The organism is Paenibacillus swuensis, assembly GCF_001644605.1.
Classification (GTDB): Bacteria; Bacillota; Bacilli; order Paenibacillales; family DY6; genus Paenibacillus_N; species Paenibacillus_N swuensis.
Genome location: NZ_CP011388.1, coordinates 1,194,970 through 1,220,254, shown reverse-complemented (window position 1 = coordinate 1,220,254; position 25,285 = coordinate 1,194,970). Strand labels below are relative to the sequence as shown.

At 51.2% G+C, this 25,285-nt stretch carries 17 protein-coding genes; 12 read left to right on the top strand and 5 right to left on the bottom strand.

Going from position 1 to position 25,285, the window contains the following annotated elements:
• The first annotated feature begins 90 nt into the window (after positions 1-90).
• The 7 genes from SY83_RS05095 (at position 91) to eutC (ending at position 8,477) form a co-directional block, all read left to right on the top strand.
• Positions 91-1,047, top strand: coding sequence for an ABC transporter permease (locus SY83_RS05095; protein WP_068604854.1), 957 nt, complete (start codon positions 91-93; stop codon positions 1,045-1,047).
• 34 nt (positions 1,048-1,081) lie between these two features.
• Positions 1,082-1,978 carry a carbohydrate ABC transporter permease gene (locus SY83_RS05090; RefSeq protein WP_068604853.1) on the top strand — a complete coding sequence of 299 codons (897 nt, stop codon included), beginning with the start codon at positions 1,082-1,084 and terminating at the stop codon, positions 1,976-1,978.
• A gap of 87 nt (positions 1,979-2,065) precedes the next feature.
• A complete protein-coding gene (locus SY83_RS05085) occupies positions 2,066-3,712 on the top strand; it encodes an extracellular solute-binding protein (protein ID WP_407944614.1) in 1,647 nt (548 codons plus the stop codon).
• An 84-nt stretch (positions 3,713-3,796) separates the two neighbouring features.
• Positions 3,797-4,621, top strand: a complete 825-nt coding sequence (locus SY83_RS05080; RefSeq protein ID WP_068604849.1) for a response regulator transcription factor — start codon at positions 3,797-3,799, stop codon at positions 4,619-4,621.
• A 4-nt stretch (positions 4,622-4,625) separates the two neighbouring features.
• Positions 4,626-6,383, top strand: coding sequence for a sensor histidine kinase (locus SY83_RS05075; protein WP_068604848.1), 1,758 nt, complete (start codon positions 4,626-4,628; stop codon positions 6,381-6,383).
• Positions 6,384-6,409: 26 nt separating this feature from the next.
• Entirely contained in the window at positions 6,410-7,801 is a 1,392-nt protein-coding gene (locus SY83_RS05070; RefSeq protein ID WP_068604846.1) for an ethanolamine ammonia-lyase subunit EutB, read from the top strand.
• Complete coding sequence (gene eutC / locus SY83_RS05065) at positions 7,785-8,477, top strand: ethanolamine ammonia-lyase subunit EutC (RefSeq protein ID WP_231891382.1); 693 nt, start codon at positions 7,785-7,787, stop codon at positions 8,475-8,477. Before SY83_RS05070 ends, eutC begins: the two co-directional genes overlap by 17 nt.
• A gap of 42 nt (positions 8,478-8,519) precedes the next feature.
• Here eutC and SY83_RS05060 read toward each other — a convergent pair whose 3' ends face one another.
• Positions 8,520-9,380, bottom strand: a complete 861-nt coding sequence (locus SY83_RS05060; protein WP_231891431.1) for an AraC family transcriptional regulator — start codon at positions 9,378-9,380, stop codon at positions 8,520-8,522.
• Between the two features lie 111 nt (positions 9,381-9,491).
• On the opposite strand from SY83_RS05060, the gene SY83_RS05055 reads away from it, so the two are divergent.
• The gene (locus SY83_RS05055) at positions 9,492-11,618 is read left to right on the top strand and encodes an alpha-galactosidase (RefSeq protein WP_068604839.1); all 2,127 of its coding nucleotides are present in this window, start codon (positions 9,492-9,494) and stop codon (positions 11,616-11,618) included.
• 468 nt (positions 11,619-12,086) lie between these two features.
• On the opposite strand, the gene SY83_RS22605 is transcribed toward SY83_RS05055, so the two are convergent.
• The 3 genes from SY83_RS22605 to SY83_RS05040 form a co-directional block, all read right to left on the bottom strand.
• Complete coding sequence (locus SY83_RS22605; protein ID WP_082882336.1) at positions 12,087-13,037, bottom strand: SRPBCC family protein; 951 nt, start codon at positions 13,035-13,037, stop codon at positions 12,087-12,089.
• A gap of 90 nt (positions 13,038-13,127) precedes the next feature.
• Positions 13,128-13,463 carry an ArsR/SmtB family transcription factor gene (locus SY83_RS05045; RefSeq protein ID WP_068604837.1) on the bottom strand — a complete coding sequence of 112 codons (336 nt, stop codon included), beginning with the start codon at positions 13,461-13,463 and terminating at the stop codon, positions 13,128-13,130.
• A gap of 86 nt (positions 13,464-13,549) precedes the next feature.
• The gene (locus SY83_RS05040) at positions 13,550-14,299 is read right to left on the bottom strand and encodes an EcsC family protein (RefSeq protein ID WP_068604836.1); all 750 of its coding nucleotides are present in this window, start codon (positions 14,297-14,299) and stop codon (positions 13,550-13,552) included.
• A gap of 136 nt (positions 14,300-14,435) precedes the next feature.
• On the opposite strand from SY83_RS05040, the gene SY83_RS05035 reads away from it, so the two are divergent.
• Positions 14,436-15,155, top strand: a complete 720-nt coding sequence (locus tag SY83_RS05035; protein ID WP_068604835.1) for a 3-ketoacyl-ACP reductase — start codon at positions 14,436-14,438, stop codon at positions 15,153-15,155.
• Between the two features lie 800 nt (positions 15,156-15,955).
• Positions 15,956-17,236, top strand: a complete 1,281-nt coding sequence (locus SY83_RS05030) for an IS110 family RNA-guided transposase (RefSeq protein ID WP_068604190.1) — start codon at positions 15,956-15,958, stop codon at positions 17,234-17,236.
• Positions 17,237-17,833: 597 nt separating this feature from the next.
• On the opposite strand, the gene SY83_RS05025 is transcribed toward SY83_RS05030, so the two are convergent.
• Complete coding sequence (locus SY83_RS05025) at positions 17,834-18,376, bottom strand: general stress protein (RefSeq protein ID WP_068604831.1); 543 nt, start codon at positions 18,374-18,376, stop codon at positions 17,834-17,836.
• A gap of 288 nt (positions 18,377-18,664) precedes the next feature.
• Here SY83_RS05025 and SY83_RS05020 point away from each other — a divergent pair, with 288 nt between their 5' ends.
• Entirely contained in the window at positions 18,665-21,607 is a 2,943-nt protein-coding gene (locus SY83_RS05020) for a polysaccharide lyase 8 family protein (protein ID WP_068604830.1), read from the top strand.
• Between the two features lie 63 nt (positions 21,608-21,670).
• Positions 21,671-25,063, top strand: coding sequence for a CBM96 family carbohydrate-binding protein (locus tag SY83_RS05015; protein ID WP_197479979.1), 3,393 nt, complete (start codon positions 21,671-21,673; stop codon positions 25,061-25,063).
• The last annotated feature ends 222 nt before the right edge of the window (positions 25,064-25,285 follow it).

Below are 25,285 nucleotides of genomic sequence, written 5' to 3'. Positions count from 1 at the left end.
GTATCATTTATCGTTGTTTTGTCAGATAGCAGTCCATTAAGAAATCGCTTACAATCAATAAAAACGATCCCGTAAGCAAAGGAGAAGGCTATGGCACAACTATCGACAGTGAAGAAAACGCCGCCTAAAGTTATACGCCAGAGTGTGGTCCTGCGCTTTATGAAACAGTTGGACCTGCAACTCATGGTGCTGCCCGCCATGCTGCTTATCCTGGTCTTCAGTTATATTCCCATGTACGGGGTACTGATGGCATTTCAGGATTACAGCATCTTTAAAGGCTTCCTGAACAGCCCGTGGGTGGGATTTAAACACTTCGAGATGTTTTTTCAATCCCCGGAGTTTAGTGAAGTGATGCGTAATACGATTGTGATCTCCCTGCTGAAATTCGGAATAGGATTTCCGGCGCCGATCCTGCTTGCCTTGATGCTGAATGAAGTCAGGAATATGGCATTCAAGCGGGTAGTCCAAACCGTCAGTTATCTTCCCCACTTTCTGTCTTGGGTCATTGTTGCCGGATTCGTCATGTCCTTGCTGTCCACGGATAACGGCAGTGTCAATATGGCGTTCCAGAAGCTGAATCTTATCGAAGAACCTATTAACTTTCTGTCCCTGCCGGAGTATTTCTGGACCATTATCGTGACCACAGGGGTTTGGAAAGAAATCGGTTTCGGATCGATTGTGTATTTGGCAGCGATTGCAGGCATCGATCCTCATCTGTATGAAGCGGCTCAGATGGACGGAGCCAGTCGGTTTAAGCAAATGTTCCTGATTACACTGCCCTCGATCATGCCTGTCGTTATAATCTTCATGATTTTGGCCATAGGTAATCTGTTGAACGCAGGTTTTGACGATATTCTCCTGTTGGGCGTTAACCCGGTATTAAGAGATGTATCGGACGTAATTGACACCTATGTCTACCGGGTAGGGATCAAGAACAGCCGCTATTCTTACGCTACAGCCGTGGGGTTATTCAAAGCAGTCATCAGCGTGGGGCTTCTCACCATGGCCAATTACATCGCGCGCAGATCCGGTAACAGCTTATGGTAGAATTCACAATACCTTTCGGGGAGGCGGCCTGCCTATGATTCGTCTGACTAATGGAGACCGCATCATGACCGTTACAATCTATTTCATGCTTGCGCTCCTAACCTTCACGACCTTTTATCCGTTCTGGAACGCGCTCGTCATCTCGCTTAATGAAGGCGTGGACACCGCGAAAGGCGGAATTACATTTTGGCCCAGAGCGTTTACCTTGGAGAACTACAGCGTGGTATTGAATGACGCCAGGTTGCTGAACGGATTCCTGATTTCCGTCATCCGGACGGTTGTCGGCACATTGACGTCGATTCTGTTTACCGCGGTGTTCGCTTACGGGTTATCGAAGAGAGAATTGATGGGCCGTAAATTTTATATGGTCGTATGCATCATTACCATGTACTTTAGCGGCGGATTAATTCCCACGTTCCTGCTGATGCGTGAGTTAAACCTGATGAACTCGTTCTGGGTATTCATCATTCCGTCGTTAATATCGGTGTGGAATATGATTATCTTTCGAACGTTCTTTCAAGGGCTGCCCGCGGGGCTTGAGGAATCGGCAAAGATCGACGGCTGCGGTCACTGGGGCACACTGTTCCGGATCGTCATTCCGTTATCCGGACCTGTCATCGCGACACTTGCCTTGTTCACCGCGGTCTATCACTGGAACGATTGGTTTCTGCCCAGCATCTATATTTCCAATGAGAAGCTGCTCCCGATTCAGACGATGCTCAATCAGATTCTCAATTCGAATATTATGTCAGAGCAAGTGTCACAGATGGATTCGGCCGCGCAGGGTCGCATGTCCCAGATGAGATCCGTCACCACGAAGTCGTTGTCCATGGCGACTATGATTGTGGCGACCGTGCCGATTATCGCGGTCTATCCATTTTTGCAGAAGTATTTTGTAAAGGGAGTATTGGTGGGTTCCCTGAAAGAATAGTTGCCGGATTCGGTTTTAAGCGTAAGCTTGAACATAAATGATCACGAATCGAAAGGGGTAATCAGAGACATGACGTTCCGAAAATCAATGTTAACGGCAATGGTATCTGTAGTCACGGCGGTTACGTTCCTGGCAGGCTGCACCGGAGGCGACAATGCGGAAACGCCGGCCAACGCCGGCAACAGCAATCAAGGAGGCAATGAGCCTAAAGCCGCTTCCGTGTATGAGTTAGGCAAAGAGACGCTGGAATTCAGCTTCTATGGTCATTACGATTGGTACACGATGCCGCCATGGGGCGATGACGCTTCATCGAAGTGGATCAAAGATAACAAGAAAGTAAACGTTACGGCGATCCATTCCGGCGGCGCCGCTGCCCAGAAGCTGAATACGATGATCGCCACGAACGAATTGCCGGATACGATCTGGCTGGACCGCGGATCCGATATGGAGAAGCTCCGTCAAGCCGGCATGTTGGTGCCCCTGGATGAATATTTGGACAAATACCCTAATCTGAAGAAGTGGATGGGCGAAGCCGCTATCAATATGTTGCGTTCCGAGGACGGCAAGCTCTATCAGATTCCGAATTGGTACACGAGCCAGCCTAACGGAAATGCCGGTTATGCGGTGAATAAGAAAATATACGAAGAACTAGGTTCCCCGAAGCTGGAAACGACGGACGATCTCTACAACTATCTGAAATTGGTCAAAAGCAAGTACCCGGACGTAACCCCATACGAGCCGCACTTGGCTAAAGACGGCCAAGGGCTGGATGTGTTATATTCCGCTTTCCGTGAGAATGACAAGAAGTTTCCGGGGATTCGGGCGGTGCCGGATGGCGATAAATTGTCGTCCATCTTTACAGATCCGGTCTTCCGTGAATCGATGCAATATACGGCGAAATTATTCCGTGAGAAGCTCATTACGCAGGATGCGATGACCCAAACGCTCGACCAGGTGAAAGAGAAAGTAATGACAGGACGCGTAGCGGTTTATGGCGCTGCAAGCCCCATAGACATCGCAATGCAGGCGCATACGGAGCTGTCGGCTAAAGATCCGAAGGCCGGTTATATGATGATTTGGCCGATCCATAAGGAAGGCTTGGATAAGAACAAGATCTTCCCGGGTACGTACACGCAATTGGGCTGGAATGTGATGACCATAACCCAAGCCGCCAAGAATCCTGAAGCCATCTTCGCGTTCATGGATTGGTTCAGCGGTCCGGAAGGCCAGAGCGTCAACATGTGGGGACCTCCGGGATTGTATTGGGACGGAGTGGAAGCGGACGGTTACACGCCTAAATTCACGGATAAATATGTGAGCGAAGCCTCGGAGCTCGCCAAGCTGCAATCGACCACAGTCAACTGGAACTGGCTGGGCAATACCGTCTTCGTTGACAAGACGAAAGCGAAATTCGAGAGCACACTCCCGCCGGAGAAACAGAATTGGGCTACCCGATGGCAGAATGAGATTACGTGGAAAACGCAATCCGACGGAACCGAATTTATTAACCTGGATCCGATGCCTGAGAGTGAAGAGGGGATTATCCGTCAACGTATAGAAGATATATATCTTGAGACAAGAGCCAAAGTGCTGTTTGCGAAGACGGATGAAGAAGTCATTTCCCTTCTCGACAAAGCGGAGAAAGACGCGCAAACCGCGGGGTACGAGAAGCTGCTCGCATTCAAGACACAGAAGTGGCAGGATAACGTGAAGAAACTCGCAGGCAATTCCTAAACTGACATTTCCCTTACTGTCCTTCGGGCGTATACTTTATGTATACCCCTGAAGGATATTTTGGCATAAAGAGGAGTGGATTCCATGTACAAAGTGTTGCTTGCGGACGATGAAATGCTCGATTTAGAAGGTATGAAAGCCTTCGTTCCCTGGAAAGAGCTCGGGATGGAAGTCGTCGGCGGGGTAACCAACGGATTTGCCGCTTGCAAAGTGCTGGAGACGGAGAAGATCGACATTCTGGTCACAGACGTCCGGATGCCCAACATGACCGGATTGGAGCTCGCCGGCAAAGCTTTGGAACGGTGGAAGGATATTAAGATTATATTCGTGAGCGGCTATCAGGATTTTCATTATGCCAAACAAGCCTTGTCCCTGAACGCTTCCGGGTACGTCCTGAAGCCGATGGATGATCAGGAGTTGATCGATTCCCTGGCTAAAGTGCGGAATGCGCTCGATGAGGAAAGGAAACGTGAAGCGGCGTTTGGGCAGATAATGCCCTTGGCAAGAAACGAAGCGATGCTGCGCATCCCGGAAGGCGATATCCGACAATCCTATGGCGATTCTGAGTTGCTGCCTGCCGGAAAGCATACGAAGAATTGGAAGCTCATTCATAATATCGTGGATGATTTACGCGAGAGGCTGCAAGACAATGTTACGTTGCGGGACGTTGCCAAGGAATATTCATTCTCCCCCAACTATCTGGGTCAGCTCTTCAAAGTGGAAACCGGGAAACATTTTAGCGAATATTTAATTGCATTGCGGTTGGAAAAGGCCTGTGAATTGCTTATAGATACGAATCTCAAAATATATGAGGTGGCCGATCGGGTCGGGTACCGCTATCTCCCTTATTTCAGCAGGCAGTTTAAGGAAGCTTATGGTATGACACCTCTGGAATACCGGAGGCAATAAAATCATGAGGAGAGCGGGCGCACGCAACTATCTACCCTTCAGCTACAGACTTATGCTTTCCTACAGCGTGTTTATTATCGTACTTATTTTGCTTGGGGGATACGCGTTGAACGCGGTTTTCGTCGGTTCCATTCAAGATCGGACACGTGAAATCAATACCGGCACGATTCAACAAATGAGAGACAATATTACGTATAAAGTCGATGACCTCGTCCGAATATCCAACATGATTTATCTCGACGACACGTTGTCCAAGCACCTGCGCCATTATGAGGAGGGTTGGGCCAGCTATGAAGTGACAACGAAATATTTGCTGCCTAAGCTGAACACGACGATCGAAGCGGCTAATGACAGTATCTGGTTGTCCGTTTACCTGCATAATGCCGCGCTCCCGGAAATTTATCTGGACCACAATCATACCGATCCGTTAAGGGCTGGCCGATCTGTCTTTGATCTGTACAACATCAGGCGCATTCAGGATAAGAGCTGGTACAAGCGATTTCCAAAGGAAAAGTACGGCGAGACCATGGAATGGAAGCAGATCGAAGATGATGCGAGGTACGGAAGAATCTCGCTGTTAAGGAGGATCGTAGACACGAATTCGCCTATACGTCTGGAGGAGCGCGGTTTTATCCGGATCAGCACAAGTCTGACGACATTACTGGAAAGTGTGGATTATGACAAGATCGGGGAAGGTACGGCGCTCTTTATAACCGATGCCAAAGGGACCATCATGTCGTCCTCGGGGCAAACGAAATGGCTGGCGGGGGATAGGCTGCCTGGAGGGACGGAGGATGTGCTGGAAATACGAGAGGAAATTCCAAGGCTAGATTGGTACCTCGTGGCATGGGTCCCGAAAAATCTGACCGAGCGCGCCACCGACAAAGTCCGATTCTGGACCTTTGCCGTCTGTTTCGCCTCCATTCTGCTGTTTTCGTTCGCAGGGTACCTCGTTTCGCGTTTATTTGCCAAGAAGGTGAATAAAATTGTGACGGTGCTGGACCTTTTTCAGCAGGGGGATTTTCAGAAACGGATACATTTCAAAGGGCGGGACGAGTTCACCGAAATCTCCGAATCCTTAAACGAGATGGGGCAAAATATCGGGGATCTCATCCGTGAAGTCTATATTACGAAGATTCAGAAGAAGGAAGCGGAATTGGAATCCCTTCAAGCCCAGATTAACCCTCATTTCCTGTATAACACCTTGTCGTCGATCAGCCGATTGGCACAATTCGGTCAACTGGATAAGCAGCAACAGATGGTGCTTGACCTGGCCAAATTCTACCGGTTATCGCTGAACGAAGGCCGCACCGTGATTCCCATCCGCAGCGAGCTGGAGCAGGTGGAGGCTTACATCAACATTCAACGAACCAAATATGGCGACAGCGTGGCCGTCCGTTATGACATCGAACCGGAGCTGGATCAATATAATACGATTAAACTCATTCTTCAGCCTTTTGTCGAAAATGTGTTTGAACATGCCCGGTTTGAAGACCGTGTCCATATTCGGATCGTGGGGGAGCTTGCGGGGGCGGATGTGGTGTTCAAAATCATTGATGACGGCATCGGCATACATCCGAGTGTCGTCCGGCGGATTTTGCATCCTATAGAAAGTGTAGATGTCGGTTATGGCATTCGCAATGTGCATCAACGCATCCGGCTTCATTATGGGGAGGACTACGGGGTGGCGATTTATAGCCGGCCGGGAATCGGGACAACGGTCAGGATTCAGTTTCCGCGGAGTTCGGGGAATAAGGAATAAGTACATTTTTCCAGGAGGGGTGCCTCGTGAATCTTATAACCGTCATTGGGGGACAGGCGTATCGATTCCACAGTGTTAAAGAGGTGCTTGCGAAAGCGAATGAAGCCCGTTCCGGCGACAGGTTAGCGGGAATCGCCGCGGCGGACGAGCGGGAGCGGGTAGCGGCCAAGTATGTGTTGGCGGAGTTGAATCTATCTGTTCTTCGGAACGAGCCCGTGCTGGATCCGGACCAGGATGAAGTGTCCCGTGTCATTGAGGCAAGTGTGGATGAAGAGGTTTATCGTGAGTTGAGCGGGTGGTCTGTTGCTGAGTTGAGGGAGTCCTTGTTAAGTTCTGCAACGTCCGGAAGTGACATGCTGCGCTTATCCCGGGGTCTCACCAGTGAGATGATCGCGGCTGTGACCAAGCTCATGTCCAATCTGGATCTGATTCAAGCGGCTGCGAAAATCGAGGTTATCACCCGCTGCAACACGGAAATCGGGCGCAAGGGGACGCTGGCTTCCCGGGCGCAGCCCAATCACCCGGCCGATTCCCCCGAAGGAATGAAGGCTTCCCTGTATGAGGCGCTAAGCTACGGCATCGGGGACGCCGTCATCGGCATTAATCCGGTGATGGACACAGCGGAGAATACGGAAATTCTGTTGCGCGCGGCGAAAGATGTGATGAATAACATGCAGGTGCCGACCCAGAATTGCGTGCTGTCTCATGTGACGACACAGATGCAAGCGATTCGCTCCGGCGCTCCCGCCGATATGTTGTTCCAGAGCATTGCGGGCACGGAAGCCGGGAATCGGGCGTTCGGCATCAGCGAAGCGTTGCTGGATGAGGCGGATGCCTTGATCCGGGCTAGCGGCACGGCGTCAGGACCGAACCGGTGGTATTTCGAAACAGGGCAAGGCTCAGAGCTCTCTTCCGATGCTCATCACGGGATTGATCAGGTGACGCTGGAGTCGCGGTGCTATGGTTTTATTCTCAAATATAAACCATTTCTGGTCAATACGGTGGTCGGCTTTATCGGCCCGGAATACCTGTATGACGGGAAGCAAATTACAAGAGCAGGCTTGGAAGATCACTTTATGGGCAAAATGCACGGCTTACCCATGGGCGTGGATATCTGCTACACGAACCATATGAGAGCAGACCAGAATGATATGGATAACATGGGTGTGCTGTTAGCCGCCGCGGGTGTAAACTTCGTGATTGGTGTGCCGATGGCTGATGATTGCATGCTGAACTATCAGTCACTTAGCTATCACGATATTGCCACGCTGCGGGAGCTGCTGCGGCTTGGCCCTGCCGCGGAGTTTGCGGCTTGGTTGGAGTCCCGCGGGCTGATGAGCGGCGGACGGCTGACTTCGCTGGCGGGGAATCCCGCTTTGTGGACCGGGGGAGGGAGCAAGCTTGGACGAACTAGCTGATCTGCAACGTTCCACACCGGCGCGGATCGGTGTGGGTCGCGCGGGTACGCGGCCGCTGACGCACACGATGTTGAAGATGAGGCTGGACCATGCGGCCGCCATCGATTCGGTTTACGGCAGGGTCTCGGCGGAGACCCTGGCGGGGGTGGGATTGTTCACTGTGCGCACGCAGTCCGGGGACAAGGAGCTTTATTTGAAGCGGCCGGAACTTGGCCGGCTTCTGCACCCCGACGACACGGCTCGCTTAGTCTCCTCCTGCGTCGCAGGAGCGCAAGTGCAGATTGTCGTGTCGGACGGACTTAGCGCGGAGAGCGTGGAAGCGAACGTTCCGGTGCTGCTCCCGGCATTGACGGAGGCCTTGCATCGCCGTCAGCTGCTGACGGGAACGACCTTCTATGTCGAGGGAGGCAGGGTCGGATTGATGAATGCGATCGGGGATTTGCTGCAGCCGGAAGTAATTGTGTTACTGATCGGAGAGCGCCCGGGCTTGGTGACGGCGGAATCGCTAAGTGCTTATGTGGGCTACCTGCCACGTTCGGGTAGAACGGATGCCGACCGCAAGGTCATCTCCAACATCCACCGCGGCGGAACGCCGCCACAGGATGCGGGCGAGGTCATCGCTGGCATGGTGGAGCGAATGATTGTGCAGAAGACCAGCGGCATGAATCTGGTGTAGGTTTGAGTCGAACACCATTGGCGCGATTGCGCTCACTAGCGGTCAAGGCATGACCCGCAGTCTGCCAGAGAGGGCTTGCATACGGTCCTCGCGATAGTCCGTCGGTGTGCGGCCGACCAGGCTTCGGAATACCTTGCCGAAGTAACTGGTGTTATCAAATCCCGTCTGTACAGCAATTTCAGCGATTGAAATGTCTGTGCTACTGAGCAGATAAGCCGCCTGTTCAATCCGCTTATTGCGCAGGTACTGCATGGGAGTCAGCCCAGTCAGCTTGCGAAAAGCCTTGCAGAAGTAATGCTTGGACAAACCGGCTTCAGCAGCAAGTTCCTCCAGACTGAGCGGCTCGCCATATTGTTGATCTATCCGCGCAGCGACCCGTATATAAGGCTCAGGCCAATGGGGCAACCGTTCGTCCCCCGAAGCCCAGCGCGTGAAACACAGCATCCATTCATACGCTTGCAAGGCGATTTCATATTTGTCCTTCTTCTTGTTTAACTCCAGACATAGCTGCTTCAGCTTGCGAATGGGCTCAGACTCGGCTTGAATAGGAAAGACATGACCAGTCAGCGCAAGCAGATGCTCATAATAGGGCTGAGATTGTTCATATTCTATTCGAATCCACAGGAAGGACCAAGGCTCGCCCGTCCGCTTATCGTAGCGGTAGGAATGATTGCCGGGCACATGCACAAGAAAGGCCTGGTTCTGACGTACAGGAAGCGTCTGATTGTCCAGCGTGAAGCTTCCTTCCCCCGCTAGTGTGTACTGAAAGATAAACCCGCCTCCCTCGCGGGAATTCCCATCCCAACGATAGTTCTCGTCTTCAACCGTCTGGCTCCCCAGACTATGAATCTGGCATAGATAAGCGGGAGTAGGATTAGGGTAAAGCAGCTGATGTGCATTCATTCGGAGCACAATATTTTACCTCCTTAGCGCGATATTATCAGATTGTATATGGTCTCACTAGCCATTACAGTTATATCTAGCAACAATATTATAGCATGGGAGATGTGTCCGATGATGAAACTGGAAGACTGCTATTGGGAATGGGACGGAAGTTTACTTACGGTAGGCAATTCTCTAGTGGAACGAATATGGCGGCTTGAAGGCGGTCATTGGTATACCCAGTCCATAACCAACAAGAACGATGGGAATGAATGGGTGGATGGAGAGCTCCTAGTAACCAGCATCTCGGATGCCTATGCTTCTGACGGTTCTGTCCATGTGCAAGGCGACACTTGGGACGACATGGGTATAGGCGAACGTCAGCTTACGGTTACGGTATCTTTTTTCAGTGGAGAGAAGGCTTGGCAGTTGCTCGTGCGCATTGCGCCTACTACCCCTATAATCCGGCAAGAGCTCCGCATGCGCAGACAGAAGGGTGGTACTCGTGCGCAGTCTGAAGGGTTAGACCGTCAGACGAACAATTCCGAGACCCGAGGAGTTATGCTGGATACTAACAACACGGAGAGGCATGCCTTGCCTGCGCATTATGTGGACTATATTTCATTAAAGGATATTCATACGGCTTGGCATTGCATAGCGATAACCGACCGGACAGATACGAATAATAATCTCGTTAGCGAACAACGAGGGCTAATATATCCGAACGATCGGCGCAAGCTGCGAGGCAATCTGTTGTATCTCAGGAGCAGCTTAAGGAATTCCGGCTTGCTCATCATCAAGGAGAGCCCTCCCTCTGAAGCCCAGCTGGGCAGCCCCGGAGCGGACTTTGAATGGCGGGGTAGAGAACTGTTCGTGGCTGGGTCAGGGCTTAGTGAAGCGGAATATGCGAACCTGACAATGGAGAATGATGGTGATGATCAGTATATCTCCTGCTATTCGACCGCCTTGGCAGTCTATGATGGTTCGGAGCTTGGAGGGCTGCAGGTCACAGGTGATTATCACCTGCTCCGCCGAAGCTTTATCCCCCACCGGGACTGCTTCATTATGAGCAATACCTGGGGAGACCGAAACAGAGACAGCGCGGTGAACGAGCTGTTCATCCTGCAGGAGTTGGAAATTGCAGCAAGTCTTGGTATCACGCATTTGCAGATTGATGACGGCTGGCAACAAGGGACAACCATGAATTCCGTGAACCCTGGCGGACGATGGGGAAGCTATTACAATTCAGAGGATGAGGAGGACTTCTGGTCGGTTCACCAAGAGCGGTTTCCACGGGGTCTTGACCCTGTCGCAGCGAAGGCCCGCGAGCTTGGAATACGGTTGGGCTTATGGTTTTCCCCGGATGCGGGGGATGACTATCGCCTTTGGGAAACGGATGCGGAGACGTTGATCTCGCTTTATCGAGATTACGGCATTGAACACTTCAAGCTGGATGGCATACAACTGAGGTCGAAGACGGGCGAGAGGAATCTGCTCAGCATGATGCAGACCGTGCTGACGGCTACGAGCGGGAATGTGTATTTTAACCAGGATACGACGAATGAGGTGAGACTTGGCTACTTCGGTCAGACTCAGTACGGCGGACTGTTCCTAGAGAATCGCTATACCGACTGGGGAGTGTACTATCCTCACTTCACCTTGCGCAACTTGTGGATGCTGGCGAGGTATGTCCCTGCACAGCTGTTTCAGATGGAGTTTCTTAATGTAGATCGCAATAAGGAAGTGTACGGGGACGATTCGCTTGCCCCGGCAAGTTGCGGGATCCTCTACTCCTTCGCAGTGACGATGTTCGCTAATCCTCTGGCATGGATGGAATTGAGAGGACTTGGCAGCGGGAGCCGACAGCTGTTGGAACAGGCAATCAACTCCTATCGGTTGCATCAGGAGAGAATCCATTCGGGAAGAATTATGCCCATCGGTGAAGAGCCAAGCGGAACGGGTTGGACAGGATTCCAGTCTGTGCTGAATGACCAGGAGGGGTATCTGCTCCTCTTCAGGGAGCGTACGGATAAGGCTGCTGCACAGATGCAACTTTGGGATCTGCCAGGGGGCCGCATACGTCTTAAGCTCCAATGTTTGTTGAAGCAGGAGGGGCCGACAGGGCAGTTGGAGGCGGGTCGCGATGCTAAATTTGAGGATTTAATTGCCGAAGAAGGAAGGGGAACCTTCCAGTTGACGGAGCCAATCTCCTTCGCCCTCTATCGATATTCAATTTCACCAGGTAGCGTAACGGGTTAAGTCAGACAGCTACTCTGCTGCTCTCGGTCCTAAGCAATGGGTCGTGCTGGGAAATTTCCGGCAGGGGGACTTTCAAGAACGCATTCCAAGGAAGAATGCGGAGCTTGAAGGGGAGTTCAAACTCCTCCTCAGCCCCTGTATGCCGGATATCCCGTTGACTCAGCCGTTGACTCAGCCGTTGCCATTGCCGTTGCTATGACCCCCTGATCCAAGCAACATAGGCGCGATATCGCTACAAATGCTCGATTACGGAGCGGAGATTACAGCATAGGTGCGAAATCGCTACTAATGGAACAGATTGAGGCTGCAAACCTAGCACCCAGCCGCAATAGGCGCGATATCGCTACAAATGCATGTCGGCGGAGGGTCATTCCCCACATTAGATGCGGTAACGCTACTACTGGAGCTGGCTGACTCCACTCCAAAAAACAACACCACCCGCGAATTCCTCTCGGGTGGTGTTGTTGATCAAGCGTTGTGCTCCAAATATTCGGCCAAGCGGTTCAATGTCTGCTTGCCGCCTTCAATGGCGCCAAATTGTTCCACGACCATCTTCCGTTGCTCAGCGGTGTTAAACAACGTCCGTAACGTAAGGTTGGTTTGACCATCCACTTCGGCAAAAGTGACCGTGACGTGGAACTGGTGCGGATCGTTCTCTGCGCCGGTGCCGTGCTTGTAAACGAGTCGATTCGGACTCGCAATCTCGACATATTCGATTAAATTGTCATAATCCACGCCATCGGGACCATGCATCACATAGCGCCAACTGCCGCCGGTTCTTACATCCCTATGGTGCGTAGTGGTGGTAAAGCCTGTCGGACCCCACCATTTGCCTATATTCTCAGGATCTGTCCAAGCTTTAAACACGAGCTCACGAGGCGCTTGGAACCTACGCATAATGACAACTTCCCTAGGCATCTCTTGCAAAAGCTGGTCCAAGTTACTCCACGCTTGCGTCGTCCCTTGAATCATACCCATACCTACTGTTGTTTGGAACTCGGCATCGGTTTCAAATGACACCCGGTTGATGAGCTTTGTCTGGCCGTCCATTTCCGTGAATGTTGCGGTTACGAGCATTGTCGGCATCCCCGCAACGGTGTTTCCTTCTTTATCCACGAACGTGTTTGTGTACTCCAGACATTCCAGCGGCTTAACCTCCTGATAAACGGCCTCAACGTAGTGATCATCTTCGGGGGTTCCGTTCACCGGACGCATGGAGTAACGCCATATACCTTGAGCAGCAAGATCAATAGTGCATAACGGAATGAAATAGCCCGGCGGCGCCCACCAGCGCGCCAGATGTTCCGGTTCCGTGAAGGCCTTAAACACCAGCTCGAGCGGGGCGTTAAACAGGCGTTCCATGACGAATGCCTTGTCTTCCATGACAGCATGACTCTCATTAGCAAATTCAGTGGTCAAAATAAATCCTCCTCTTCATAAATAAATTAATCGGCAGAGATCCTCCTCTCCTGTCAGGATGCGGAGTTACCGCATGGTATTGCGGCAAAGTTAATCTTGGGTGTCGGGCTTCGAATCTTTCTCTTGCAGTTCCCGCAGGTAGTCGTCCAGGCGGTCGAACCTCTCTTCCCAAGTCCGGCGAAAGGCATCCAGCCATGTATCCAGCTCTTGAAAAGGCTGGGGCCGAAGCTTGTAGATCCGCCGATTGGCTACGGGGTGAACTTCAACGAGCCCGGCCTCCATGAGCACCTTCAGATGCTTGGAAGCTTGCGGCTGGCGAAGGTTGAGCCGTTCGGCAATTTCCCCGACGGACAGAGGTTCGTCGCGCAAGAGTTCGACGATCTGCAAGCGGTTGGGTTCAGCTAAAGCGGTGAGTGTCGTATTCATAGACTAAATATACCTCATATTGAATATTCTTGTCAAGGAATATAGTGTGAATGTTATTTCATACATTGATAAACAAAGACGGCCCCTCATTCAACAGGCCGTCTTTGTGTTGCTTCCGCCAAACGCCGCAACCGATAGCTGTTCATAGCCGTCTCGCCGAGCTCTTCAAGGATGTTGTAATTCGCCCAAGCGCCTGCGACGGCGCCGATGCCGGGGATCATTTGTAACATTTTGCGGAAATCGATGGCGTCCCGGTACTCTTTCTGGAATGTTTCCCAATCCATGTTCTTGTGATAGTTTACATCGGAAGACCATTGCTGCTTCTCGGTCTCCCAGTTGCGAATCCGCTGGAACATACGCTGACGCTCTGTGGGGCCGGAGTAGGCCAGCTGGAACACGGATAAGATGAAGATGCGCTCGGAGAACGGCGTTGTGCTGTATCCGTAAATGTGGGAGAGCTCGAACAGAAATTTCATCTTGATGGCGATCAGAGCCGGGAAGTCCACGACGTTCATGAGAATCCCGCCGGCCCCTGTACCTGCGCCTTCGGCGGCGGCAATTTTGCGATAAAGGGAAATGGCATCCTTCGCTTGCCGGTCGGCTTCCTCCAATGTTGTAAAGGTCACTTTACGCTTGGGCGTGTATTCCGCGCCGAACAGGGTGGTCTTCACAATGGTTCGCACAGCGGCGGTTATGGCATCATGCGCTTTCTGCGGAATCAGGCTGTTGACTTTCATACCGAGCTTCTTCGACGCTTGCTCCAACATGCCCGGCTGCTTGAATAGTTTTTTGGCCCAAAGAGAAACTTCTTCACGTACTTGATCCTCGTATAGCATGGGATTCCCCCTTTACATCATAGTATTACTCAGACCTACGTATTTCAGGCATGTTTGGTTGCGCGGGGAAGGAGGTTTATACTAAGTGCAGGCTATGCAGCCGGCTTAACGGAATACGATTCTAGGAGGAATGTTCATGGAACTCAAAGGAAAAGTCGCCATTATCACGGGTGCAGGCAAAGGCATCGGTAAAGCTTCCGCTATAGCGTTAGCCAAGGAAGGCGTACATCTGGGATTGCTGGCAAGAAGCCAATCTGACCTGGAAAGCCTCGCTGAAGCTTTGAAAGCCGAGTATCAGGTTCAAGTTCACTATGAAACCGCGGATGTATCGGTTCGCGCAGAGGTGGACAACGCCGTAGCCGCGTTAAGGGATCGGCTGGGCGGATTGGATATTCTTATCAACAATGCGGGGATGGCCCAATTCGGTAAGGTGATGGATATGGAGCCGGAGCAATGGGAACAGATTATTCAGACGAATTTGTTGGGAACTTACTATATGACACGCGCGGTATTGCCGACGATGCTGGAACAGGAAAGCGGGAGCATTATTAACATCGCTTCAACGGCCGGAGAACGGGGAGCGGCTACCACTTCGGCTTACAGTGCTTCCAAGTTTGCCGTGATGGGCTTTACGGAATCGCTCATGCAGGAGGTTCGCAAATCCAACATCCGCGTGACCGCGCTCACGCCGAGTACGGTGAATACGGAGCTCGCGGTGAATGCCGGCTTGAAGATCGGCGACGAGGACCGGATGATGCAGCCGGAAGATGTGGCAGAGCTTATCCTGGTTACGTTGAAGCTGCCGCAGCGGGTGTTTCTGAAATCGGCCGGCATCTGGACGACGAACCCTCAATAAACCCTTGATATACCGGGGAAAAGTGATCCGTTATTGCATAATACCCCAATCACAATAAACGCAGTCACTCATCCTAAGAAAATCTAGATCAAGATGATTTTATATTTGTTGGAAAACTCTAAAGAACCCCAGTAACGCTATTGGCGGTAAATAGACCACCTTATAGATTCTAAGGAATCCCAGCAACGCTAAAGTGTTTAAAGTGATGATGGGAAGGGTGTATTTTGCGAATTAGCGTGTCTGAGGTTCGTTAGCGTGGAAAAGTGAGCGAAATGTGCGTAATAAGAACACTGGAGTTCGTTAGAAATAAAAAGTAGCTGTAGCGAAGCACGGACATCCGAGCACCATGGAACGAATATCCTAACACTACAAAACTCTAAAGAACCCCAGTAACGCTATTGGCGGTAAATGACCACCTTCTAGATTCTAAGGAACTCCAGCAACGCTAAAGTGTTTAAAGTGATGATGGGAAGGGTGTATTTTGCGAAATAGCGTGTCTGTGGTTCGTTAGCGTGGAAAAGTGAGCGAAATGTGCGTAATAAGAACACTGGAGTTCGTTGGACAATTTAAAGTAGCTGTAGCGAAGCACGGACATCCGAGCACCATGGAACGAATATCCTAACACTACAAAACTCTAAGGAACCCCAGCAACGCTATTGGCGGTAAATGATCGCCTTCTAGATTCTAAACATTCCTGTATGAGCTAAGAAATGAGCTTGGACAAAAAACAGGAGCGCCTTGTATGATGGGGGTGTACGGGGTCATAGCCCTTAAGAAAACCCATCAGGAGGCGCTCCATAATGAATTTTACTAAAAAAGATCAAACAAATCAACGGATTGAACGAATCACCATGAAACATGCTGTCGTTGGAATCGACATTGCTAAAGATGCACACGCTGCTCAAATTACGGACTACCGCGGTCGGGCACTTACCCCTCGTCATCTTGCTTTTACCAATACCCAGGAGGGGTATGAGAGATTGCTTCGGTGGGTCAAGGATGTCCAGGCCAAGAAAGGGCTCTCCTATGTTGTTGTCGGGTTGGAACCTACAGGACATTACTGGTTTAATCTCGCCCATTGGCTTCGTGAGCAAGGTGTGAAAGTCGTTCTGGTCAATCCTGTAACGACTCATCGCAACAAGGAAAACCGCGACAACAGCCCTTCCAAGAACGACCCTAAAGACGCATTGGTCATCGCCGATGTGGTCAGCAGAGGATACTATACGGAGTACAACCCGCAAGCTGACACGTTTGAACAAATGAAGGCTATGGTAAGTCAGCGAGAGTTCTGGGTAAAGCAATCCGTCACTTACAAAAATCGCATCACGCGTTGGATCGACCTGTACTTCCCGGAGTTCAGTCAAGTGTTTCCCGACTGGACTCGCCTCCGTTCACTGGCCACGCTCCGTATTTATCCCTTGCCTTCTGACCTGGTAAACATTTCGGCGGATCAGATATTAGATACATGGCGCGAGCAAGGAATGAAGCGAGTCGGAGGTGTAAGTGGCGTAGCCAAGGCGACAGAACTCCTGTCCGTTGCTCAGAGAAGTATTGGTAAAGCGAATGTCCCTGAAGAAGCTCGCCTAGAAATAAAATGCTTGTTGAAAGCGTATGATGAAGCTGTAGCCGCGCTTGATGCCATAGAACTCCACATGGAGACGTTGCTAGAGTCTCTGCCCCTTACGGAACAGCTCCAGAGCATTCACGGGCTTGGTTCCATGACCATTGCAACAATAATAGGCTGCGCGGGCGATCTTCGCCTTTATGCTCATGGACAGCAACTCCTGCGGCGAGCCGGTCTTAATTTAGCGGAGTCAACATCCGGCAGGCATAAGGGTCAAATTAAACTTTCCAAACGCGGAGACGCAACCTTAAGAAAACATTTCTTTTTAGCAGTGCTATGCCTGATCCGACAGCACCCGGACTTTAAAAGGTTTCATGAACACAATGTTAAAGTCAAAGGGATGAAGAAAATGGTGTCGGTGTTTAAACTCATTGGCAAGCTTGCCCGTATGATCGTGGGCATGATTCAGCGCGGTGAGTCGTACCGTTCGGATTTACATTTCCAAGCAGTAGCCTAATTCACGAACACGCAACACTATGAATATTGACTCATTCGCAGGATCTTACAATGCATAGAGAACCAAGTGTGGGATTCGTAAGGGCTTTGACCCATCTTCTAAACGCGACTGGTCTCCACGCCTTGGACAGGCATAACGAAGGAATGTAAGGGCAGTGACCCGTTGAGACATGGGAGGGTAAGCCTCCAAGGGACAAGTGGAGTGTGCACTATATGGAAACACTATTCGTGACTTCTATTCCTGCATGCCCAAGTTCATGTTTCGAGGCTGATCGCCCCATATTCCTACAATGTTGGTTTGTTCAAAGCGATGATATCCTGCGAATGAGTGAGGATTTATGAGAAAACCCCTTAAATACGAGGGAAGAACCCCAGTAACGCTAAAGTGTTTAAAGTGATGATGGGAAGGGAGTATTTTGCGAAATAGCGTGTCTGTGGTTCGTTAGCGTGGAAAAGTGAGTGAAATGCGCGTAATAAGAACACTGAAGTTCGTTAGAAATAAAAAGTAGCTGTAGCGAAGCACGGGCATCTTATATCAAGCAATTGAACAGCAAATGGCCCCGCTCTGAAACTCTGAGCGGGGCCATTATTATTACGCCTAGTGGCGGGCGTTGATGGTTACGTTCATGCGATCGTTGTTGCGCGGGTTACTGTAGATGTAAGTGTCCTGATTCAACGAACCGGCCTGGCGGAATATATCGTAAATGCGATCCCGATGCTCGTCGAAGGCTTCAATAATGACAATAAGCTTCTCATCTTGCAGATACGTATTGTAAAGCTCCGCGTCTTTTTCCGGAATACCCAGACCGATCAGGGTGCCTACGAGTCCGCCCGTACCCGCGCCGACGGCGATCCCTGCCAAGGTGGTTGCGATTGGACCTGCCGCCAGGATCGGGCCGATTCCGGGAATGATCAACACGCCAAGCCCGACCAACAACCCCGTGATGCCCCCGATAATACTGCCCGTGGATACACCCGCGGCCACGCCTTCCGGCGCTTTGGATCCTTCTTCGTCCTTAACATTGGCATGACGTCCGACGACGGAAATTTCATCTGCCTTGTAGCCTAATCCTCTTAGCTTCTCAATCGCGCTTACCGTCTCCTGCTCTGTTGAAAATACACCGATTACGTGGTTTCTCATTTCAATCATCTCCTTAAAGGTTTTCGTTGCTTGCTAGTTAATAACCACGTGAAACCGTCTCTAAGCCTGTCCTTTTATGAGGACAAACTGTTTATTTTCAAGGGTTTGTCCGGTCTCATTCATAATTCTGATGATCATCCGAAATTTTGAGGATTTACCGGGCAGGCTAGGCAAGTGTATAGTACCCCCAAGAAATATTAAGCGCTTACAAGGAAAAGGGAGGGCCGATGTTCTTACGGAGTGGATGAGGTAAAGCATTCTAGTTATGGATGATGAGAGGAGATTGTAATGACATTGTATACGCGAAAAATTGAGGCCAAAGTGAAGATGTTAACGGCACTGATGGTGTCAACAATTATGGTTGGTGTTGTGCCCTTGAATGGTTTGGTGTTGGCAACTGGATCCGAAAGTGTCCCATCAGCGTTAACCTCAACAACGGACGCAACTGCGACCGCGACCGCAATTACGGAGGAGACCTGGGACAGCCTGCGCGGGAAATGGAAGGAAATGCTGACAGGGGGAGAAGCTTATGACCCTGCGCATCCCGATATTGCGGAGCGGATTCGCTCCATCACCGAGTTAGCCCAGTCATTCCGAAGCTCGATGGCCCAAGGCGATGCCCGAACGGTGTTATGGTCCGATATACCGGGGACTTCCAACTCGGATCACATTACAACGAACTACAGCCGCCTGCGCTCCATGGCTTTGGCCTATGCCACCAAGGGGTCTGCTTTGTACGAGGATCCAACTACAAAAAGTGAAATTCTGGCCGCTCTGGAATGGCTCTATAAGCATCGGTATAACGAGAACAGCACGAAATTCGGCAACTGGTATCCGTGGGATATCGGTATCCCCGTAGCGTTAAACGACATCTTGGTTCTGATGTACGATGAACTGGATGAAGCCAGCATTCATAAGTATTTGGCACCGATTGACAAGTTTACGCCTACCGCGGACGGCACCTCATTGGAATACTGGGGTGCTAATAAAACATGGAGATGCACAGCTATCGCGTTAAGAGGCATCTTGGGCAAGAACGAGGCCAAGGTGGCACAAGCCAGGGACCAGATCAGTCCCGTATTCGATTATGTCACGCACCTTGACGGTTTCTACGAAGACGGTTCATTCATCCAGCATGAGAAATATGCCTACACAGGCGGATACGGTGTAAGTCTTCTTCGGGACGTCGGTAACTTCGTCTATCTGTTAAGTGATTCCCCATGGCAAGTTACCGATCCGAAAGCCGCTAATATGTTTCGGTGGGTTCACGATTCCTTCATGCCTCTGATGTACAAGGGAGCGATGATGGATATGGTGCGGGGCAGGGAGATCTCGCGTGACTACAATCAAGACCATGAGTCGGGTCACAGCGTCATTCGCGCGGTGCTTCGTTTGTCGCAGATTGCTCCGCAGGACGAGGCGGCGGCGTTCCGGTCCATGGCGAAGTATTGGATCGAACAGGACACGTATAAGAAATTCAATTCCAGTTCCTCCGTGGAGATGATTGTACTGGCGGATCGAATTCTGAAGGACAGCGCAATCTTACCCATGAAAGAACCCGTAGGAACGAAGGTGTTCTCCGCTATGGACAGAGTTACGCATTACCGTCCTGGGTATGCGCTCGGCATCAGTATGTTCTCCAACCGGATCGGTACGCATGAAACCATAAACATTGAGAATTTGAAAGGTTGGTATACGGCTCACGGCATGAGCTACTTGTATAATAACGATTTGTCTCAGTTCAGCGACGGGTTCTGGCCTACAGTTAATCCTTACAGACTTCCGGGAACGACGGTGGATACCGTGAAGCGAGCCGATGCGCTTGGGAACGGATTCTTGAGTCCGAAATCTCATGTGGGCGGCGTCCAGATTAACAAGGAATACAGTGCCGTGGCTATGGACTTACAGGACTTCGGCAATCTGTTAAGTGACCGAATTTACAGTCTTGGCGAGAACACCGGGGAAGTAACGGCCGAATTCGATGTAACCCCGCTTTTCGACAGGAATGATCCCCAGAACAACGCCATTGTCGGTTATGTGGATTCCTCGAACCCGGTAGCGGAACTGGCCAAGTCTAATATGCTGATTCGGATGTCACAGCAAGGGACGTTCGATGTAAGAAACGGCGCGAACTACGAAGCAACGGTTAAAATTCCTTACGAGAAAGGAAAGACGTATCACGTTCGGATGGTATCCAACACGCAAACACAGAAGTATGACGTATGGATCACCGATGAATCGGGCGCGGAGACGAAGATTACGAACAATTACAGCTATAGAACCGGGGCGTCTGAGATTAATGATATTGGCAAAATGTTCGTGTGGCGAAGCAATATACAGAAAGTGGACATCAAGTTGGAAAACCATTATGTAAATGGTGTTGCAACGAGCCTCACTCCTGTAATGGAACCTGTGATGACCGCCAAGAAAGCCTGGTTTCTCCTGGATAACGAGATTGTCGCTTTGGGAGCGGGTATATCCGCACCGGAAGGACGAACGGTGGAAACGATTGTGGAGAACCGCAAGCTGAATACAGCAGGAGACAATGTGCTTACAGTTGACGGGGTGCGGAAGGAAAGCGGACTTGGCGCTAAAGAAGAGCTGAACAATGTGAAGTGGGCGCATCTGCAAGGGAGTGTTCCGGGGGCCGATATCGGATATTATTTCCCACAGGCAGCAACCCTTCATACGCTTAGAGAATCAAGAACAGGCAGTTGGAGCGATATTGACGGACGTATTTTGGGAAGAACACCGTTTACCCGCAACTATATGACGCTGTGGTTTAATCACGGGGTACAGCCGGAGCAAGCCGCCTACGCTTATGTCCTGCTCCCGAACATGACATCCGAGCAAGTGAAAGCGTACAGCGCCAAGCCTGAAATTACCGTGCTGGAGAACTCCTCCGAGCTTCAGGCTGTGAAAGACACCAAGCAAGGCTTGCTTGGTGTCCATTTCTGGAAAGAAGGAAGCCGCGCAGTCGAAGGAGTCAAGAGTCTGACCCCTTCCTCTGTCATGCTGAAGGAAACCGGCAAGGAAACGGAGATTGCCCTGTCGGATCCTACACAGAAGCAAGAACAACTGGTTATCGAATACACGACGAAGAACGCGAAGCTGATTGAAGCCGGAGCGGGTGTGCAGGTAAAGGTGATGAAGGACTCCGTACAGATCACCGTCGATGTGAAGAATGCGCAAGGCAAGAGCTTCACAGTCAAGTTGAAAACTCATAAATAGGAAGGCAGTGGTGGTGTGATTCATACGGTCAAAAGAACGTTGTTGGGAATCATGATAGTTTCTATGGTTAACGTATTCAACCCGTCCCTACCCGCAGTAAAGGTTTCTGCTGCGGGCACGGGCGAAACGGCTGCGGCTTCGGCCGAACTTCCGGTCTCCCGCATTCCGGTTCCGGAAAGTTTGTTAAGCACGTTAAAGACAGGACATCCGAGAATTCTTGCGAGTGCCGAGGACTTCGCCGCCGTAAAAACGAAGATCGCAACGGACTCGCTATCGGCTCAATGGTACAGCAACTTGAAGGGGAAAGGCGAAGAGATTCTGACCCAGGCGCCATCCAAGTATGAGCTGCCGGACGGCGTGCGGCTGCTGGAAGTCAGCCGCAAAGTGTTGAGCCGGATCTACACGCTCGGGATGCTGCATCAATTGGACGGCGATCCCAAGTACGCCGCCAGAGCTTGGGCGGAGCTAAACGCCGCCGCGGGCTTTAAAGACTGGAATCCGGCGCATTACCTGGATACGGCGGAGATGACGCATGCTTTTGCCATCGGATATGATTGGTTCTATAGCGCTTGGTCTCCCGAACAGAAGGCCGTAATCTCGGGCGCCATTGTTCAGAAAGGCCTCAATACGGCGCTGCCTACGTACAAAGGGGAAAAGATCGGCCCCGCGAATCAATGGTTCTGGCTGAACACCACCAATAACTGGAGTCTGGTCGTGAACGGGGGCATTTCCCTCGGGGCGCTTGCGGTTGCTGATGAACAACCCGAGCTTGCCGAGGAGATTCTAAAGTATGCTTTTGACAACATTCAGAACGGAATGCAGGGATATCGAACCGACGGTTCCTACGCGGAAGGTGTAACCTACTGGAGCTACGCGACAAGGTATGCCGTCTCCTATATGGCCGGCTTACAAAACGCTCTGGGCTCGGATTACGGGATTTCGGAGCTGAACGGGTTTCCGATTACGGGAGCTTTTCCTGTCTATCTGTCGGGACCGCGCTACAGCTTTAATTACGGCGATGCGGATTCTGCCAAATCCAAAGGGTCTCATCTGTTTTATTTGGCAAAACGATTTAATAATCCGCTGTATTCTTCCTACATGAAGGGGATGGCATCAGGCGATGCGCTGGACTTGCTCTGGTACGAACCCGGCATGGAGGAGGGCGCCTCTGCCGCTCCGTTGGATCAGAAGTTTGGCGTCAACCAAGATGTAACGTTTCGCAGCGCATGGAATGACTCCAACGCTCTGTTCGTAGGGTTTAAGGGCGGGGATAACCAGGCGGGACATAACGATCTGGATCTGGGCACGTTCATCATCGATGCAATGGGTGAGCGATGGGCGGAAGAATTCGGCGTCGAGGATTACAATGTGCCGGGCTACTGGAATGCGGGGGCGCTCGGTGAGCGTTGGAATTATTACCGGAAGCGCGCTGAAGGCCAGAATACGATCGTCATGAACCCGTCCAAGCTGCCGGACCAGGACCCGTTGGCCAAGGCGCCGCTGACCCGGTTTGAAGCTAATGCCCAGGACGCCTTTGCTGTGGCGGATTTAACGGCGGCTTACGGGCCGCATGTGACGAAGGCTGCGCGGGGTGTAAGGTTTATGGATCAGCGGAGAGGTTTGCTGGTCCAGGATGAGATTGAGCCGAAGCAGCCTTCGGATATCTGGTGGTTTATGCATACCAAGGCGGAGATCAAAATTGCGGCAGACGGTAAATCGGCCATGCTGCAGATGGGGCGTAAACGGATGCATGCGCAGATTCTTTCGCCCGACCCCGCACAGTTTCTCGTAATGGATTCGAAACCGCTGTGGTCTTCCCCGGCACCGGCGAAACAGATCGTGAACAGCGGTGTTCAGAAGCTGGCCATTCGACTGAAGGAAGCCGGAAACAGCCGGATTTCGGTGTTATTCACTCCGCTTACGGAGAGCGAAGCTGTGCCTGTAAAGTTCGCTCCTTTGCAGCCTGTGGCGGAGTGGAAGCTCGCGAAAGGTCCTTTTCAAACGCTGAAGGGAATCGATGTGAACGGTGTGCCGTTAACGGGATTTGATCCCCACAAATACACGTACTATGTTCCTTCTGATGAGCTCCCGGGTGTGCCTGTCGTGAAAGGGTACGGAAGGAATAACTCAAGAACCGATACGACCCAAGCCATAGGTGTTGCAGGGACGGCGGTCATCAAGACTACCTACCTGGACAACTTGAAACAGAGTACGACGTACAAAATTCATTTTGTAAGCGGGAAACCGCTTCCCCGTGAACCGGACGGGCTTCCGGTATCCTCGGTAACCGCCAGCAGTCATGACGGCAATATACCGCAGAATACGGTGGATAACAGTTTGGCTACCAGGTGGTCCGCCGAGGGGGAACAGTGGATTCAGTATGATTTAGGACAGGAGATGCCGGTCGCCGGCGCGTCTGTCGCTTGGTATAACGGGAATGCGCGAAGCTCCAAATTCGATTTACAGGTATCCTCGGACGGCTCCGTCTGGCGAAATGTATATGCAGGGCAAAGCAGCGGGGTTACGGCGAACCCGGAATTGTACAATTTACAGGATACAACGGCAAGGTATGTGAAGCTGCTGGGTCACGGCAACACCGTAAACCGGTTTAACAGTATATCGGAAGTGGATCTTTTTGAAACGGATGAAAAGGCCAGGCAGTTTGTGGATTCCATGGTACAACTGGAACGTATTTCGGTAACTTCCGGAACATACAACAGTGTGGCTGTGGGTCGCAGTGTCCAGCTGTCAGTGTACGGACATCTGAATAACGGAAAGACGTTCCCGATTCCGGCGGATGAGGTGAAGTTCATCTCAAGCAATGACTCGGTGCTGCGGGTGGATGCGGACGGGAAGCTGACAGGCCTAAGTGAAGGCGCGGGCGCGGTAGATGCGATTTACGTGAAGGATCGTTTCTTAAGATATGCCCGTAAAGAAATTCAGGTTGTGCTGCAGGGTGTATCCAACATCACCGCTCAAGCGGATACCTTCGTCCATGACGGAACGCCTGCGAAAAACAACGGAACCGCGGCTACTTTGGTGGTTAAGGATTCCAATATGAATTTTGAACGGGAAGCCTATATGAAATTCGATCTGCAGTCGCTGGCCGGGGAGGTGGAGTCAGCCGTTCTGCACCTGTATACTAACGTTAATGATAACGGAGGCACGGAAGTGGAAACGGCCGTATTCGGTCTGAGCGATGACGCCTGGAAAGAGAACGAGCTAACGTGGAACAACAGACCGGCACGCGGGGAGCAGCTGGGTACGTTCCATTCGGATCATGTTGGCGGATGGCGGACGGTGGACCTGACAAGCTACGTCCGCGATCAGGCCGCGGGTGATCGGACGGTATCGCTGAACATTGCTCAAGTGCTGGCCAACCAAGGATTATCGCTGAATATCAAAAGCAGGGAGGACGCGCTTTATAAGCCCTATCTGCGGGTTAAGATGAGGTAAGTTGAGATCAAATAAGATCAATAAGATCAAATAAAGTAAGAACTAGAAAAGCCTTCTCCTAATGGAGTTGGCTTTTTTTGATTAGCGTTATAGTCACATTAGCCGAGGTTGGAATCGTTAACGGGAATGCTGGCTTGATAGGGAGTAATCTTGTATAGGGGAATTCTAACGAACCTAGTGGGCGCTTAGCACTAAAAATGAGCACATGTAGAAATCTAACGA